The organism is Streptomyces roseicoloratus (assembly GCF_004117935.1).
GTDB lineage: Bacteria > Actinomycetota > Actinomycetes > Streptomycetales > Streptomycetaceae > Streptomyces > Streptomyces roseicoloratus.
On the sequence record NZ_SDOY01000110.1, the window covers coordinates 102,546 to 118,690 of the forward strand.

A 16,145-nucleotide genomic window follows, 5' to 3' on the forward strand; every position below is an offset into this window, starting at 1 on the left:
TTTCGTGCGTCCGGCCCCGGAAGGACACGACCTAACGGTCGCTCACCCGCATCTCGAACCAGGTGGTCTTTCCGCGCGGCGCGAGGTCGACGCCCCAGCGGTCGGAGAGCTTGTCGACCAGGAAGAGTCCGCGGCCGCTCGTGTCGAGCTCGTGAACCGGCATGAGACAGGGCAGTCCGCGCGAGGGGTCACGGACCTCGACGCGGATCCAGCCGCGGCGCCGCTGCAGCCGCAGCGCGAAGACGCGGGCTCCGGTGTGCCGGACGGCGTTGCCGACCAACTCGGAGACGAGCAGCACCGCGTGCTCGGCGATCTGCGGAGTGAGCTGCCAGTGGCGCAGAACCACCCACTGGGTGAGCCGGCGGGCGACCGCGGCGGACTCGGGGCGGGACGGCAGCCGGGCGTCGTCCTCGGCCGGATTCCCGTACAACCGCAGTGCCTCCGCGGTCCGTTCGTCCTCGGGGGCCGGTACCCACCGTGCGGCGGTCGCACCGCCACGCTCCCGCGGTTGATCCACACCCTCCAGGCCCGCCATGCCCTCCATCATGGCCGGGCGCGGCCCGGCGCGTGGCCGTTCCTGGGGATTCGCCCCCTCGGATTCGGCAATTCCGCGTGACTGACTCTGGCATATGCCAAAGTCAGTCGGAACGCGGTCACGATCGTGCGGAACCGGCCACTCAGACGAACTTGGCCTTGCCCGGGCCCTCCTCGACGAAGCTGCGCATGCCGCGCTCGCGGTCCTCGGTGGCGAACAGGCCCGCGAACCAGGTGCGCTCGATGGCGAGACCGGTGTCGATGTCGGCCTCCAGGCCCTGGTCGACGGCCTCCTTCGCGGCGCGCAGCGCGATCGCCGGGCCCTGGGCGAGCTTCGCGGCCCAGGCGTGCGCCTGCTCGTAGACCTCGGCGGCGGGGACCACGCGGTCCACCAGGCCCAGCCGCAGCGCCTCGTCGGCCTTCACCATGCGGCCGGTGAAGATGAGGTCCTTGGCCCTGGAGGGACCGATGAGACGGGAGAGCCGCTGGGTGCCGCCGGCGCCCGGGATGAGGCCGAGGAGGATCTCGGGCTGGCCCAGCTTGGCGTTGTCCGCGGCGATCCGGTAGTCGGCGCACAGCGCCAGCTCGCAGCCGCCGCCCAGGGCGTAGCCGGTGACGGCCGCGACGACCGGCTTGGGAATGCGGGCGATGGCGGTGAAGGAGTCCTGCAGCGCGCGGGACCGCTTGACCATGGCCGCGTGGTCCATGACCTGCATCTCCTTGATGTCCGCGCCGGCCGCGAACACCTTCTCGCCGCCGTAGAGGATCACCGCCCGTACGTCGTCGCGGTCGGTCGCCTCCTGGGCCAGCTCGCGCAGCCGGTCCTGGGTGGCGATGTCGAGGGCGTTCATCGGGGGGCGGTCGAGGCGGATCGTGCCGACGCCTTCGGCGACTTCGAGGTTCACAGTCATGGTCCGAAGGTTAGTCCGCGTTAACGGAACGGGCCCCCATGCCGTTGGTCACAGCACGGGGGCCCGCGGAGCGGGAGGTCCTACGACTTCCACTCCGACCAGGACATGTTCCAGCCGTTGAGGCCGTTGTCCGGCTGGATCTGCTTGTCCTTGGAGTTCTTCACGACGATGACGTCACCGATCAGCGAGCGGTCGTAGAACCAGGCGGCCGGCGTCGTGCTGTCACCGGCGCCGCGGGTGTCGCGCAGGCCGACGCAGCCGTGGCTGACGTTGGCCGAGCCGAACGTCGAGGCGGACGCCCAGTAGTTGCCGTGGACGAAGGTGCCCGAGGTGGACAGGCGCATCGCGTGCGGCACGTCCTTGATGTCGTACTCGCCGCCGAAGCCCACGGTGGCGCCGTTCATCCGGGTCACCTTGTACTTCTCGCTGATGACCATCTGGCCGTTGTACGTCGTCGTGGACGGCGCGCCCGCGGTGATCGGCAGGGTCTTGATGATCTTGCCGTCGCGCTCGACCTTCATCGTCTTGGCGCTCGCGTCCACCGTGGAGACCTGACGGCGCCCGATGGTGAAGGAGAAGGTCTTCTTCTGGGTGCCGTAGACGCCCGGGCGGCCCTCGACGCCGTCCAGGTTGAGCTGCACGGTCACCTTGGTGCCCGCGGCCCAGTAGTTCTCCGGCCGGAAGTCGAGGCGGTCGTTGCCGAACCAGTGGCCCTCGATCTCCACCGACGGCTCGGCCGTGACCTTGATGGCGCGCTCGACGGCCTCCGGGTCGGTGATGCCGCGGGTGAAGTTGATCGAGACCGGCATGCCGACGCCGACGGTCTGGCCGTTCTCCGGCGTGTAGTGGCCGATGAAGGTGTTCTTCGGCGTGAGCGTCGAGAAGGTGGTGTCCTTCGCCGACTCACGTCCCTCGGCGTCCTTGGCGATCGCGTGCACCTTGTACTGGGTGCTCGCGGACAGGTGCTCGAGCGGCTCCCAGGTGCTGCCGTCGGCCGAGACCTTGCCCTCGACCTTGTGGCCCTCGGTGTCGGAGACCGTCACCGAGGTCAGCTTGCCCTGCTGGGCCGTCACCTTCAGCGCGCCGCTGGTGGCGACCGCGTCGGCGCCGTCCTTCGGGGCGATCGTGACCACGGCCTGCGAGGCCGCGATCTCCTGCTTGCCGGCACCGCTGCCCGCGCCGTCCTTGCCTCCCTTGGCGCCGCCGTCGGCGTCGCCGCCGCCGCACGCCGTCAGGACGAGGAGCAGGGCTCCCGTCGCCAGGGCTCCCAGGCGGGTGCCACGACGCCGTCGTCCGGTGGTCGTGCCGGATATCGGCTGGCCGTTCACTATGTTCTCTCCCCTCGCACGACCCCGGCATCGCCCGGGCCCCGCCCCCATGCGCATCCTCCCGCGCACACGGCGTTAATTAATCACACCGCAGGACACGAAAGTTCCACGCCAATGTCACCGTTCAGTCCCAGTTGGCGTGATACGACGGGAGAGCGGCCGACGACGGCCCCCGAGAGGGCTCTCAGGGGCCGTGCGGGTGCCGACGCGAGGCGGAGGGGCTCAGCGGAGTGCCGAGCCGGCCTTCCACAGGCTCCACTCCATGTTCCAGCCGCCGAGGCCGTTGTCCGGAGCCACCCGCTTGTCGCGCGAGTTGACGACCTCCACCACGTCGCCGATGAGCGTCCGGTCGAAGAACCAGCCGGCCGGGGTGTCCGAACCGCCGCCCTTCACGTCCCGCAGGCCGACGCAGCCGTGGCTGACGTTGGCCGAGCCGAACGTCGAGGCGGACGCCCAGTAGTTGCCGTGCAGGAAGGTCCCCGAGTCCGTGAGGCGCACCGCGTGCGGCACGTCCTTGATGTCGTACTCGCCGCCGAAGCCGACCGTCCGCCCGTCCATCCGCGTCACGTCGAACATCTCCGTGACCACCATCTTCCCGTTGTACGTGGTGGTCTTCGGCGCCCCGGCCGTGACGGGCAGGGTGGTGAGCAGCTCGCCGTTCCTGCGCACCTCCATGGTGTGCTTCTCGGCGTCGACCCGGGAGACCTGCGAGCGGCCGACCGTGAAGCCGACCGTCTTGCGCTGGATGCCGTAGACGCCGGGCGCGCCCTCGACGTCGCGCAGCGCCAGCTCGACCGTCACCCTGGTGCCCGGCGCCCAGTACTCCCGGGGCCGGAAGTCGAGGCGGTCCTTGCCGAACCAGTGGCCGACGACCTCCACCGGCGGGTCGGAGGTGACCCGGACGGCCCGCTCGACCTCCGCGCGGTTCTCGATCTCCCGGTTGAAGGAGAAGGAGACGATCATCCCGGTGCCGACCGTGGAGCGGTTCTCGGGCTTGAAGTAGCCGATGAACCGGTGCTCGGGCACCACGGTGGTGAAGGTGGTGTGCCGGGCCGAGCGGCGGCCGTGCGCGTCCAGCGCGACCGCGTCCACGCTGTACTTGGCGGCGAGCGCGAGCCGGGTGTCCGGGCGGGGCCTCCAGCGCAGTCCGTCCGCGGAGAGCTCGCCCGCCACCTCGGTCCGCTGCGCGTCCTCCACCTGGACGACCGTCACCCGTTCCAGGCGCCCGCTGTCGACCCTCACCTCCAGGGGCTCGTCGGCCGGCACGCCCCGGGCGCCGTCCTCCGGGCTGACCCGGATCACGTCGCCCGGCGCCCGCGCCTTCCCCGGCAGGGGAAGGTGGATGCCCCCGCCGCCGTCCGCTCCGGTGCAGCCCGCGAGGCCCACGAGGAGGCCCGCCACCGCGAGCGCGTACCCGGCCCGCTTCAGTACATGTCTCACGCCCGGCCCAACGACGGCCCCCCTCCAGGGGAAACGTGCGTGCGGGGCATGTTGGGAGCACGGCGGCGCGGGCAGAACAGGTGGGAGGACCCGGTGCGGGGCCGCGGCCGGGACGCCGCGGGTCCGAGCGGGGCGAGCCGCGGGAGGCCGGACGGTGTCGAGCGCAGCCGAGCAGGAGGCGGTACACGAGCATGCCCGGGCCCGGCGGGCCCCGGCGGCGCGGGCGGACCGGCCGCCGGTGTGGCCGGGCGCGCCGACGCCGCTGGGCGCCCGCTGCCGGGTGGGACCCGACGGGGTCGCCGGCACCAACTTCGCGCTGTGGGCGGGCGGTGCGGAGGCGGTGGAGCTGTGCCTGTTCGACGCCGAGGGCGGCGAGACCCGCCTGGAGCTGACCGAACTCACCCACGAGATCTGGCACGGCTTCGTGCCCGGCGTCGGGCCGGGACAGCGCTACGGCTACCGGGTGCACGGCCGCTGGGACCCGTGGACCGGGGCCCGCTGGAACCCGGCGAAGCTGCTCCTCGACCCGTACGCGCGGGCCGTCGACGGGGACTTCGCCCGTTCCGGGCTGCCGCCCGAGGTGTACGGGCACGTACGGGACTGGCCGCAGCAGCACGTCGCCGACACCGTGCGCGACGAGCGGGACTCGGCGCCGTACGTGCCCAAGGGCGTCGTCGTGCAGGACGACGACGACTGGTCGGACGACCGCAGGCCCAAGACGCCCTGGCCGGACTCGGTCATCTACGAGCTGCACGTCAAGGGCTTCACCGCGCGCCACCCGGGCATCCCCGAGCGGCTGCGCGGCACGTACGCGGGGCTCGCGCACCCCGCCGCGATCGAGCACCTGGTGCGGCTCGGGGTGACGGCCGTCGAGCTGCTGCCGGTGCACCAGTTCGCGCACGAGGACCACCTGCTGCGGCGGGGCCTCACCAACTACTGGGGCTACAACTCGATCGGCTACTTCGCGCCGCACGCCGCGTACTCGTCGAGCGGCACGGCCGGGCAGCAGGTCGGCGAGTTCAAACGGATGGTGCGGGCGCTGCACGCGGCCGGCATCGAGGTCATCCTCGACGTGGTCTACAACCACACGGCGGAGGCGGGCGAGCTGGGCCCGACGCTGTCGCTGAAGGGCATCGACAACCGCGGCTACTACCGCCTCCAGTCGGACGCCCGCCGGTACGCCGACTACACCGGCTGCGGCAACACCCTGCACGTGGTGCAGCCGCAGGTGCTCCGGCTCATCACGGACAGCCTGCGCTACTGGGTGACCGAGATGGGCGTGGACGGCTTCCGCTTCGACCTCGCCGCGGCCCTCGCCCGCTCCTTCCACGACGTCGACATGCTGTCGCCGTTCCTCGCGGTCATCGCCCAGGACCCGGTGCTGCGCCGGGTGAAGCTGATCGCCGAGCCGTGGGACGTCGGCAACGGCGGCTACCAGGTGGGCGCCTTCCCGCCGCTGTGGACGGAGTGGAACGACCGCTACCGCGACGCCGTACGAGACTTCTGGCGCGGCGCGCTGCCCGACGTGCGCGACCTCGGCTACCGGCTCTCCGGCTCCAGCGACCTGTACGCCTGGGGCGGGCGCCGCCCGTACGCCTCCGTCAACTTCGTCACCGCGCACGACGGCTTCACCCTCCGGGACCTGGTGTCGTACGAGCGCAAGCACAACGAGGCCAACGGCGAGGGCAACCGCGACGGCACGAACGACAACCGGTCCTGGAACTGCGGCGCCGAGGGCGAGACCGACGACCCGGCCGTCAACGCGCTGCGCCGCCGCCAGCTGCGCAACCTGATGACCACCCTGCTGCTGTCCACCGGCGTGCCGATGCTCGTCGCGGGCGACGAGATGGGCCGCACCCAGGGCGGCAACAACAACGCCTACTGCCAGGACAACGAGATCGGCTGGCTCGACTGGAGCCTGCCCGAGGAACCGGGCCGCGCACAGCTCCTCGCCCTCACCCGCAGGCTGCTGGACCTGCGCCACCGCCACCCGGTGCTGCGCCGCCGCGCGTTCTTCTCGGGCCGGCCGCAGGGCGCGGACGGGCTGCGGGACCTGGCCTGGTTCACCGCCGCGGGCACCGAGATGACGGAGGGCGACTGGTACGCGCCGGCCGCCACGCTCGGCCTGTACCTGTCGGGCCGTGACATCCCGGGCCGCGACGCCCGCGGCGAGCAGGTCACCGACGACAGCTTCCTGGCGGTCCTGCACGCGGACCACCGCCCGGTGGACTTCCGGCTGCCGGGCCCGCCGTGGGCGGAGGCGTACGAACGGGTGGTGGACACCGGCCTGGACGAGCAGGGCGCGGCGCCGGGCACGGTGCACCGGGGCGGCGGGACGGTGACGGTGGAGGGCCGTTCGGTGCTGCTGCTGCGGGTGGTGGGCGGCCCGGTGCCGCCGGACGGCAGCGGGTAGCGGGCGGGTCCGCCCTCGCGGTCGCGGCCGGAAAACCACATGAGGGATGTCAGGGGTGAACCCTAGGCTCGGACCTGATGCCCGAAAAACATGCACCCACCAAGGAAGAGCGGCCGGCGGAGCACCCGGAGAACGACTCCGGCCACTCCACCGTGCGCTCGCTGCTGCGCCTGTGGCCGTACGTACGGCCCGTGCGCGTCCGCCTCCTCACCGCCGCGTTCGTCGCGATCGTCGCCTCCTGTCTGTCGCTCGTCATCCCGCTCGTCCTGAAGTGGCTGGTGGACGGGCCGGTCACGCACGGCGACGGGACCGGGGTGTGGCTCGGCGCGCTGTACCTGCTGCTCCTCGGCATCGCCGAGGCCGTCCTGTTCGGCTTCCGGCGCTGGCTGGTGGCCCGTCCGCTGGCCGGGGTCGAGGCCGGCATGCGGGCCGCGCTCTACCGGCGGCTCCAGCGGCTGCCGATCGCCTTCCACGACCGGTGGGCCTCGGGCCAGCTGCTCTCGCGGGCCACCACGGACCTGATGATGGTCCGGATGTTCCTGGCCTTCCCGCTGACCTTCCTGCTGGTCAACGCGGTGACGATCCTGGCCGGTTACGGGGTGCTGTTCGCCCAGGACTGGACGCTCGGCCTGGTGCTGCTGACCCCGGTCGTGCCGATGGTGATCCTCTCGTCGGTCTTCGAGCGGCGGTACTCGGTCGTGGCGCGGCGGGCGCAGGACCAGGTGGGCGATCTGACGACGGTCGTCGAGGAGAGCGTGCTGGGCATCCGGATCGTCAAGGGTTTCGGCCGCCACCGCAGCCAGGCGGAGGCGTTCCGCACGCTGGCGGAGCGGCTGCGCGGCACGGAGCTGGTGAAGGCCCGTCTCCTCGCGGGCATCTGGGCGTTCATCACGTTCCTGCCGGAGCTGGCGGTGGGCGCGGCGCTGGTCCTCGGCACGGTGCGGGTCGCCGACGGCGAGCTGTCGGCGGGCACGCTGGTGGCGTTCCTGTCGACGGCGCTCGCGCTGCGCTGGCCGGTGGAGTCGATCGGCTTCCTGCTCGCGATGAGCCAGGAGGCGGCGACGGCGACGGAACGCTACTTCGAGGTGATGGACGCGGCGGAGGAGGCGGAGACGGGCGGGGCTCCGGAGGCCGCGGCGGCCGCCGGAGCAGCGGCCACCGCCGGAGCCGCCACCGCCGGAGTCGCCACCGCCGGGTCAGCCAGGTCAGCCGCGGGTGCGGCGCGCGGCACGGAAGGGGCGCGGACCGCGAACGGGGTGCGCGGCGCGGACGGGGTGCGGGCCGCGGACGGGGTGCGGTTCGAGGACGTCACCTTCCGCTACCCGGACGCGCCGGCCGGCGCTCCGCCCGTGCTCGACGGCGTCGACCTGCACATCCGGCCGGGCGAGACCATGGCCCTGGTCGGCGGGACGGGTTCCGGCAAGACCACCCTGACCGCGCTCGTACCGCGGCTGCACGAGGTGACCGGCGGGCGCATCCTGCTCGACGGCGAGGACGTCACGCTGTTGGCGCGGGACCGGCTGCGGTCCCTGGTGTCCGTGGCGTTCGAGGAGCCGACCCTGTTCTCGGCGAGCGTCGGCGCGAACGTCCTGATGGGCGCCGGGTCCGACGCCGGCGAGCCGGAGCTGCGCCGGGCGCTCGCCGTCGCCCAGGCGGACGGCTTCGTGGACCGGCTGCCCGACGGCACCGGCACCGAGGTGGGCGAGCAGGGTCTGAGCCTGTCGGGCGGGCAGCGGCAGCGGCTGGCCCTGGCGCGCGCGGTCGTCGGCCGGCCGCGCTTCCTGGTCCTGGACGACCCCCTGTCGGCGCTGGACGTCCACACCGAGGCGCGCGTCGAGGCGGCCCTCCGGGAGGTGCTGCGCGACACGACGGCGCTGGTGGTGGCCCACCGGCCGTCGACGGTGCTGCTGGCCGACCGGGTGGCGCTGCTCTCCGGCGGCCGGATCACGGCGGTCGGCACCCATCACGAACTGCTGCGCACCAGCGCCGAGTACGCCTGGCTGATGTCGGGCGAGGAGGAGGGGGCCCGATGAAGGACGGCACCGACACCGCGTCCGGAACCCCGGACCTCACCTCGGCCGGGACCGAGGCCGGCCGCACGCGGCCCCCGGCCGACCCGGCCCCGGAACCGGCCCCGGCCCCCGGCCCGGACCGGGACCCTGCTCTCCTTCGGACCACGGCGTCCGCCCCCGACCCGTTCGACCAGGACGACCTGCCCGTGGCCCCCGGCGCCACGGGGCGGCTGCTGCGTTCGCTGCTCGCCGCGCACAGGGCGCGGGTCGTGGTCGCCGCGCTCGTACTGCTCGTGCAGCAGGCCGCGCTCCAGGCGGGCCCGCTGCTGGTGGCGTACGCGATCGACCGCGGCGTGCCGGCCTTCCGGGCCGGCGAGCACGGGCCGCTGGTCGTCGTGGCCCTCGGGTACCTGCTGTGCGCGGCGGGCGGCGCGCTGCTGCAGTACGTCTTCGTGCGGGCCGCGGCCCGGATCAACCAGGACGTCCTGCTCGACCTGCGCGGGCGGATCTTCCGGCACGCGCAGGAGCTCAGCGTGGACTTCCACGAGCGCTACACCTCCGGCCGGCTGATCTCCCGGTCCACGACCGACGTCGAGTCGCTGCGCGAGCTGCTGTCCGAGGGGCTGCAGGAGCTGATCGGCGTGGTCCTGTCGTTCGTGTCGATCGCGCTGGTGCTGCTGTGGCTGGACCTGGGCATCGGCGCGGTCGCGGTGGCGTCGTTCGGGCCGCTGTACCTGCTCGTACGGCTCTACCGGCGCCGCTCGGCGGTGGTGTTCGCGCGGCGGTCGACGGCGATCGCCGCGGTGATCGTGAAGTTCGCGGAGACGATGAACGGCATCCGGCCGGTACGGGCGTTCCGCCGGGAGCGGGCCAACGACGCCGAGTTCGCCGCCCTGAACGAGCGGCACGCGCGCAGCAACGGCGACGCGCTCCTGGAGATGGCCCGCTATGTGGTGGGCTCGCGGCTGGTCGCCAACACGGCGGTGGCCGGGATGTGTCTGTGGGGCGCGTGGCGGGTGGCGGAGGGGAGCCTGGAGCTGGGCGTGCTGGCGGCGGCCGTACTGTACGTGCGGCGGCTGTACGACCCGATCGACCGGCTCGGCATGTTCCTCAACTCGTACGAGTCGGCGGCGGCCTCGCTCGCGAAGATCGCGGGCCTGCTCGCGCAGGAGCCGGGCGTCCCGGAGGCGTCGGCGCCGCGCCCGCTGCCGGAGCGGAGCGGGGGCGGGCCGGGGCGCGAGGTCGTCTTCGAGGGCGTGCGGTTCGCGTACCGGACGGGCGGCGAGGTGCTGCCGCGCTTCGACCTGACGATCCCGGCGGGCCAGACGGTCGCGGTGGTCGGTGCGACGGGCGCGGGCAAGTCGACGCTGGCGAAGCTGCTGGCGCGCTTCTACGACCCGACGGAGGGGCGGGTGCTGCTCGACGGCGTCGATCTGCGGGAGCTGTCGACGCCGGAGCTGCGGCGGGGCGTGGTGATGGTGACGCAGGAGGCGTTCCTGTTCTCGGGCACGGTCGCGGAGAACATCGTGATCGGCCGGCCGGACGCGAGCCGCGCGGAGATCGAGCAGGCGGCCAAGGCGATCGGCGCCCATGACTTCATCGCGGGCCTGCCGGACGGCTACGACACGGACGTCCGCAAGCGCGGCGGCCGCATCTCGGCCGGCCAGCGCCAGCTCGTCGCCTTCGCGCGGGCGCTGCTCGCGGACCCGGCCGTGCTCATCCTGGACGAGGCGACGAGTTCGCTGGACGTGCCGGGCGAGCGTGCGGTGCAGCGCGCGATGGACACGGTACTGGCGGGCCGGACGGCGGTGGTCATCGCCCACCGCCTGTCCACGGTGGAGGTCGCCGACCGGGTCCTGGTGATGGAGGCGGGCCACGTGGTGGAGGACGGCCCGCCGTCCGAACTGGTGGGCGGCGGGGGCCACTACGCGGGCCTCCACCGCGCCTGGCGCGACAGCCTGGTGAGCTGACGCCTCCTCGCGCTCAGTGCCGGCCGCGGGCGCGCGGCTCCGCAGGAGGCCGTGCGCCGGGGTCGTGGTCAGGAGCACCGGCAGGGCGGCCGCGGTCCCCGCGCCGGACACGGACGGGGTGGAGGACCGCGCCGGCTGCTCGGGGTGTATGCGCCGCACCGGTGGATGGCGCACGCCATGGCCGGGTTCACGCGGCCGGTCGCCTCTCCGCACGCGATGGCGTCCACGGAGTGGGTGCCGGCGGTGCCGCGCCCGACCGCGATGACGGCCGAGCAGAAGCCGCACCCCCATCTGGCGATCTTCGCGTACGTCCAAGGGGTGGGACCGGCGGACGAGTTCGAGGAGCGGGCGCGCCGGGAGACCGGTGTCTCCGGCGACGAGCGGAGGGAAAAGAACGAGCCACGATGCGACGCGATCCAGTCGTCCGGTTCCCATGCCCTGCCGCTTCCCCTCTCCGAGGAGGGGGACTTCCGCCTCGACCTGGAGTCGCTCTTCGAGTTCGGCCTGCGGAGAACGCCGGACGGCATCGCCGCAATGATCGGCGAAACGTCCGCTTAACGAACACGCCCTTTCGGGCAACGGACGATTTCCGGTCAACTTGTTGACGCGCTCCTGACAGACGGTGTCCGCAGCTGTCACTCTCTCCCCGGCTCTTCGCAACGACGTTCAGCCGTTCACCCGTACGTGCTCCACAGCTCTGTTTGCTCTGCCCGGGCGGCCCCACCCAGTCACCCGGTACCCCCCTCGCAAAAGGAGTCTGCGTGAGATCCACGCCCAGCCGTCGCGCCACCGCGACCGGCGCTCTGATCGCTGCCGCCGCCATGATCGCCGTCGGCGTCCAGACCGGCACCGCCACCGCCGACCAGCTCGGCACCGCGCCCACGGCGCAGGCGGCCGGCAAGGCCAACCCCGGCAAGCTGCCGGCCGACCTCTCCCCCGCCCAGCGCGCCGCGCTCATCAAGGCCGCGCAGGCGGACTCCGCCGCGACGGCCAAGCAGCTCGGCCTCGGCGCCCAGGAGAAGCTGGTCGTCCGCGACGTCGTCCAGGACCGCGACGGCACGACCCACACGCGCTACGAGCGCACGCTCAACGGGCTGCCCGTGCTCGGCGGTGACCTGATCGTCGCCGAGACCAAGGCCGGCGCCACCGCCTCCGTCGCGAAGGCCACCCGCGCCGACATCACGAAGGTGGACACCGCCGCGGCGACCCTCGCCCCGGCCGCCGCCCAGAAGCAGGCCCTCGGCGTCGCGAGCGCCGACGGCGCCAAGAGCGCCAAGGCCGAGCGCGCCCCGCGCAAGGTCGTCTGGGCCGCGAACGGCACGCCCGTCCTCGCCTACGAGACGGTCGTCGGCGGCCTCCAGCAGGACGGCACGCCGAACGAGCTGCACGTCATCACCGACGCCAAGACCGGCGCGAAGCTGTACGAGTGGCAGGGTGTCCACACCGGCACCGGCAACACCATGTACAGCGGCCAGGTCACCCTCGGCACCGCCCCGTCGTACACCCTGACGGACACGGGCCGCGGCAACCACAAGACGTACAACCTCAACGGCGGCTCCTCCGGCACCGGCACGCTGTTCACCAACAGCACCGACGTCTGGGGCAACGGGCTCCCGTCCAACAAGGAGACCGCGGGCGCCGACGCGCACTACGGCGCCGCGCTCACCTGGGACTACTACAAGAACGTGCACGGCCGCTCCGGCATCCGCGGCGACGGCGTCGGCGCGTACTCCCGGGTCCACTACGGCAACGCGTACGTCAACGCCTTCTGGCAGGACTCCTGCTTCTGCATGACCTACGGCGACGGGTCCGGCAACAGCAAGCCGCTGACCTCCATCGACGTGGCCGCGCACGAGATGACGCACGGCGTCACCTCCAACACCGCCGGCCTGGTCTACAGCGGCGAGTCCGGCGGCCTCAACGAGGCCACCTCGGACATCTTCGCGGCGGCGGTCGAGTTCTACGCCAACAACGCCCAGGACAAGGGCGACTACCTCGTCGGCGAGAAGATCGACATCCGCGGCAACGGCACCCCGCTGCGGTACATGGACAAGCCGAGCAAGGACGGCTCGTCCAAGGACTACTGGTACTCCGGTATCGGCAACGTCGACGTCCACTACTCCTCGGGCGTCGCCAACCACTGGTACTACCTGCTCTCCGAGGGCAGCGGTGCCAAGACCGTCAACGGCGTGAACTACGACTCGCCGACCTCCGACGGCCTGCCCGTCACCGGCATCGGCCGTGACAAGGCGTCGCTGATCTGGTTCAAGGCGCTCACCACCAAGTTCAGCTCGAACACCAACTACGCCGGCGCCCGCACGGGCACCGTCGCGGCGGCGACCGAGCTGTACGGCGCGAACAGCCCCGAGGTCCTCGCGGTGCAGCACGCCTGGGCCGGCGTCAACGTCGGAACCCGTCCGGGCGGCGGCGACCCCGACCCCGGCGGCAAGGTCTTCGAGAACACGGCCGACGTGTCCATCCCGGACTACGGCTCCGCCGTGACCTCCTCGGTCAGCGTCACCGGTGTCTCCGGCAACGCGCCGAGCACCCTCAAGGTCGGCGTGAACATCGTCCACACCTACATCGGTGACCTGGTCGTGGACCTCATCGCGCCCGACGGCTCGGTCTACAACCTGCACAACCGGTCCGGTGGCAGCACCGACAACATCAACCAGACCTACACCGTGAACGCCTCCTCCGAGGTCGCCAACGGCACCTGGAAGCTCCGCGTCCAGGACAAGGCCTCGTGGGACACGGGTTACATCAACAGCTTCAAGCTGACGTTCCCGTAAGCCCACGGCCGGTGAAGACCGGTCCGGCTCACTGATCCACGTCAGAACGACGGCCCCCGGGGTGGGTTCACCCCGGGGGCCGTCGTCGTCGGACGCGGCCTCCCGTCCCGGCGTTCAGCGCATCAGGACCCCCGCCCCCTCCCCCTTCGTCTCCGCCGGCAGCGCCACCAGACCCGGTTCCGCCGGGTGGTCCAGGAGAGGGTGCGAGGGGAGGACCCGGACCGTGCAGCCGAAGGGGCCCGTGCGGTCCAGGGACAGGGCGCCCGCGTAGGGCAGGCGGCCCTCCAGGTCGGGGCCGCCCGCCGGTTTGAGGACCACGGCGCGGGGGTCGCGCAGCCGGTCGTCCGCGTCCACCCGGCCGGTCACCGCCTGCACCTCGACGTCCTCGGGGCCCAGTTCGCCGAGCGACACCCGGACGCGGACCGCCGGAGTCGCACCGAGCTCCGCGTCCTCGAGGTCGTCGCCCACCTCCACGTGGTCGACCGACACCCGCGGCCAGGCCCCGCGCACCCGGGCCTTCCAGGCGGCCAGCGAGCGGGCCGCTTCCGGACCGAGGGCCCGGTGGGCCTCGGCTGCCGGGGTGTAGAGCCGCTCCACGTACTCCTTCACCATCCGGTCCGCGAGCACCCTGGGCCCGAGGTCGGCGAGGGTCCGCCGGACCATCGCGGTCCAGCCGTACGGCACGCCGTCCGGGCCGCGGTCGTAGAAGCGGGGCGCGACCCGGCGCTCGATCAGCTCGTAGAGCGCGGCGGCCTCCAGGTCGTCGCGGCGCTCCTCGTCGAGGGCGGCGGCACCGTCGGCGGTCGGGATCGCCCAGCCGAAGTCGGGCTCGAACCACTCGTCCCACCAGCCGTCCAGGACCGACAGGTTGAGGCAGCCGTTGAGCGCGGCCTTCATCCCGCTGGTGCCGCAGGCCTCCAGGGGCCGCAGCGGGTTGTTGAGCCACACGTCGCAGCCCGGGTAGAGGCCGCGGGCCATGCCCATCCCGTAGTCCGGCAGGAAGACGATCCGGTGCCGCACCCGTGGGTCGTCGGCGAACCGCACCAGCTCCTGCACCAGCTTCTTCCCGCCGTCGTCGGCCGGGTGCGCCTTGCCCGCGACGACCAGCTGCACGGGTCGCTCGGGATGGAGCAGCAGCGACCGCAGCCGGTCCTTGTCGCGCAGCATCAGGGTGAGCCGCTTGTACGAGGGGACGCGGCGGGCGAAGCCGATGGTCAGGACCTCGGGGTCGAGGACGCCGTCGGTCCAGCCGAGTTCGGCGGCGGCCGCGCCGCGCTGCCGCCAGGAGGCCCGCACCCGCTGCCGTACGTCGAGGACGAGCCGTTCGCGCAGGGTGCGGCGCAGCTCCCACAGCTCGTGGTCGCTCGCGTCGGGCCCGAGCCGGGCGACCTCCGGGGCCGTCCAGGTCGGCGCGTGCACGCCGTTGGTGACCGAGGTGAGCGGGATCTCCTCGGCGTCGAAGCCGGGCCACAGGCCGGCGAACATGGCACGGCTGACGGAGCCGTGGAGCGTGGAGACGCCGTTGGCGCGGCGGGCGAGCCGCAGCCCCATGGCGGCCATGTTGAAGACCCCGGGCTCGCCGCCGAGCGGCGTCTCGTCGCCGAGCGCGAGGAGCCGGCCGGTGTCGACGCCGGGCAGGGCGCCGTCGTCGCCGAAGTGGCGGGCGACGAGCGCGCGGTCGAAGCGGTCGATGCCGGCGGCGACGGGCGTGTGGGTGGTGAACACCGTCCCGGCGCGCACGGCCTCCAGGGCGGCGTCGAAGCCGAGGCCCTGCCCCAGGCCGCCGGGGGACGGCCGCTCGCCCAGTTCCCTGATGCGTTCGAGCCCGAGGAAGCCGGCGTGGCCCTCGTTGGTGTGGAACACCTCCGGCTGCGGGGTGCCGGTGAGCCGGCAGTACGTGCGGACGGCGCGGACCCCGCCGATGCCCAGGAGCATCTCCTGGAGCAGCCGGTGCTCGCTGCCGCCGCCGTAGAGCCGGTCGGTGACCTCGCGTTCGCCGGGCGCGTTCTCCTCGACGTCCGAGTCGAGCAGCAGCAGCGGGACCCGGCCGACCCGGGCGGTCCAGACGTGGGCGTGCAGGCTGCGCCCGCCGGGCAGCGCCAGGGCGACGCGGGCGGGGGCGCCGTCGGGTTCGCGCAGCAGGGTGAGCGGCAGCTCGCCCGGGTCGAGCACCGGGTAGTGCTCCTGCTGCCAGCCGTCCCGGGAGAGCGACTGCCGGAAGTAGCCGTGCCGGTAGAGCAGTCCGACGCCGATGAGCGGGACGCCGAGGTCACTGGCGGCCTTGAGGTGGTCGCCGGCCAGGATGCCGAGGCCGCCGGAGTACTGCGGCAGGGCGCCGGTGATGCCGAACTCGGGCGAGAAGTACGCGACCGAGGCGGGCGGCTCGCCCTGCTGCCCCTGGTACCAGCGGGGTTCGGTCAGGTAGCGCTCGAGGTCCTCGGCCGCGGCGCGCAGCCGGGCCAGGAAGTCCTGGTCGGCGGCGAGCGCGGCGAGCCGCCCGCTGTCGATGGCGCCGAGCGCGCGGACGGGGTCGCCGTCGGCGGCGCGGATCCCTTCCGGGTCCACGCTCTCGAAGAGTTCACGGGTGGGTTCGTGCCAGGACCAGCGCAGGTTGTGCGCCAGGTCGGCGAGGGGTCGAAGGGTGTCGGGGAGGACGGGACGCACGGTGAATCGACGGATTGCCTTCACGTGTTCCACCTTCGCAGGCCGTGACGGAGCGGAGCGGAAGCACCACGCTGTGCTTCC

Annotated in this window: 10 protein-coding genes; 5 read left to right on the top strand and 5 right to left on the bottom strand. The window is 72.9% G+C overall.

Annotated features, from left to right (window positions below; translation table 11 throughout):
- Positions 1 to 31: 31 nt before the first annotated feature.
- The 4 genes from ESG85_RS12980 to ESG85_RS12995 form a co-directional block, all read right to left on the bottom strand.
- Complete coding sequence (locus ESG85_RS12980; RefSeq protein WP_128978683.1) at positions 32 to 535, bottom strand: ATP-binding protein; 504 nt, start codon at positions 533 to 535, stop codon at positions 32 to 34.
- A gap of 142 nt (positions 536 to 677) precedes the next feature.
- Positions 678 to 1,445, bottom strand: a complete 768-nt coding sequence (locus ESG85_RS12985; protein ID WP_128978685.1) for an enoyl-CoA hydratase/isomerase family protein — start codon at positions 1,443 to 1,445, stop codon at positions 678 to 680.
- Between the two features lie 80 nt (positions 1,446 to 1,525).
- Complete coding sequence (locus tag ESG85_RS12990) at positions 1,526 to 2,773, bottom strand: L,D-transpeptidase (protein WP_246094966.1); 1,248 nt, start codon at positions 2,771 to 2,773, stop codon at positions 1,526 to 1,528.
- A 222-nt stretch (positions 2,774 to 2,995) separates the two neighbouring features.
- Positions 2,996 to 4,213 (bottom strand): L,D-transpeptidase, encoded by a 1,218-nt coding sequence (locus ESG85_RS12995; protein WP_128978690.1) that lies wholly within the window; start codon positions 4,211 to 4,213, stop codon positions 2,996 to 2,998.
- A 154-nt stretch (positions 4,214 to 4,367) separates the two neighbouring features.
- On the opposite strand from ESG85_RS12995, the gene glgX reads away from it, so the two are divergent.
- The 5 genes from glgX (at position 4,368) to ESG85_RS13020 (ending at position 13,400) form a co-directional block, all read left to right on the top strand.
- Entirely contained in the window at positions 4,368 to 6,626 is a 2,259-nt protein-coding gene (glgX, locus tag ESG85_RS13000; RefSeq protein WP_128978692.1) for a glycogen debranching protein GlgX, read from the top strand.
- 77 nt (positions 6,627 to 6,703) lie between these two features.
- A complete protein-coding gene (locus tag ESG85_RS13005) occupies positions 6,704 to 8,659 on the top strand; it encodes an ABC transporter ATP-binding protein (RefSeq protein WP_128978694.1) in 1,956 nt (651 codons plus the stop codon).
- Entirely contained in the window at positions 8,656 to 10,608 is a 1,953-nt protein-coding gene (locus ESG85_RS13010; protein ID WP_128978696.1) for an ABC transporter ATP-binding protein, read from the top strand. The genes ESG85_RS13005 and ESG85_RS13010 overlap by 4 nt, the downstream gene beginning before the upstream one ends.
- A 51-nt stretch (positions 10,609 to 10,659) precedes the next feature.
- On the top strand, positions 10,660 to 11,166 hold the full coding sequence (locus ESG85_RS13015) for a TetR/AcrR family transcriptional regulator C-terminal domain-containing protein (protein WP_425471213.1): 507 nt from the start codon (positions 10,660 to 10,662) through the stop codon (positions 11,164 to 11,166).
- Between the two features lie 203 nt (positions 11,167 to 11,369).
- Positions 11,370 to 13,400, top strand: a complete 2,031-nt coding sequence (locus ESG85_RS13020; protein WP_128978700.1) for a M4 family metallopeptidase — start codon at positions 11,370 to 11,372, stop codon at positions 13,398 to 13,400.
- A 114-nt stretch (positions 13,401 to 13,514) separates the two neighbouring features.
- Here ESG85_RS13020 and glgP read toward each other — a convergent pair whose 3' ends face one another.
- Complete coding sequence (gene glgP, locus ESG85_RS13025) at positions 13,515 to 16,088, bottom strand: alpha-glucan family phosphorylase (protein ID WP_128978702.1); 2,574 nt, start codon at positions 16,086 to 16,088, stop codon at positions 13,515 to 13,517.
- Between the last annotated feature and the right edge of the window lie 57 nt (positions 16,089 to 16,145).

Bases quoted from the DNA above. Each gene is read 5' to 3' on its own strand.
- ESG85_RS12980 (WP_128978683.1), bottom strand. From the start codon at position 535: ATGGCGGGCCTGGAGGGTGTGGATCAACCGCGGGAGCGTGGCGGTGCG.
- ESG85_RS13005 (WP_128978694.1), top strand. From the start codon at position 6,704: ATGCCCGAAAAACATGCACCCACCAAGGAAGAGCGGCCGGCGGAGCAC.
- ESG85_RS12985 (WP_128978685.1), bottom strand. From the start codon at position 1,445: ATGACTGTGAACCTCGAAGTCGCCGAAGGCGTCGGCACGATCCGCCTC.
- ESG85_RS13010 (WP_128978696.1), top strand. From the start codon at position 8,656: ATGAAGGACGGCACCGACACCGCGTCCGGAACCCCGGACCTCACCTCG.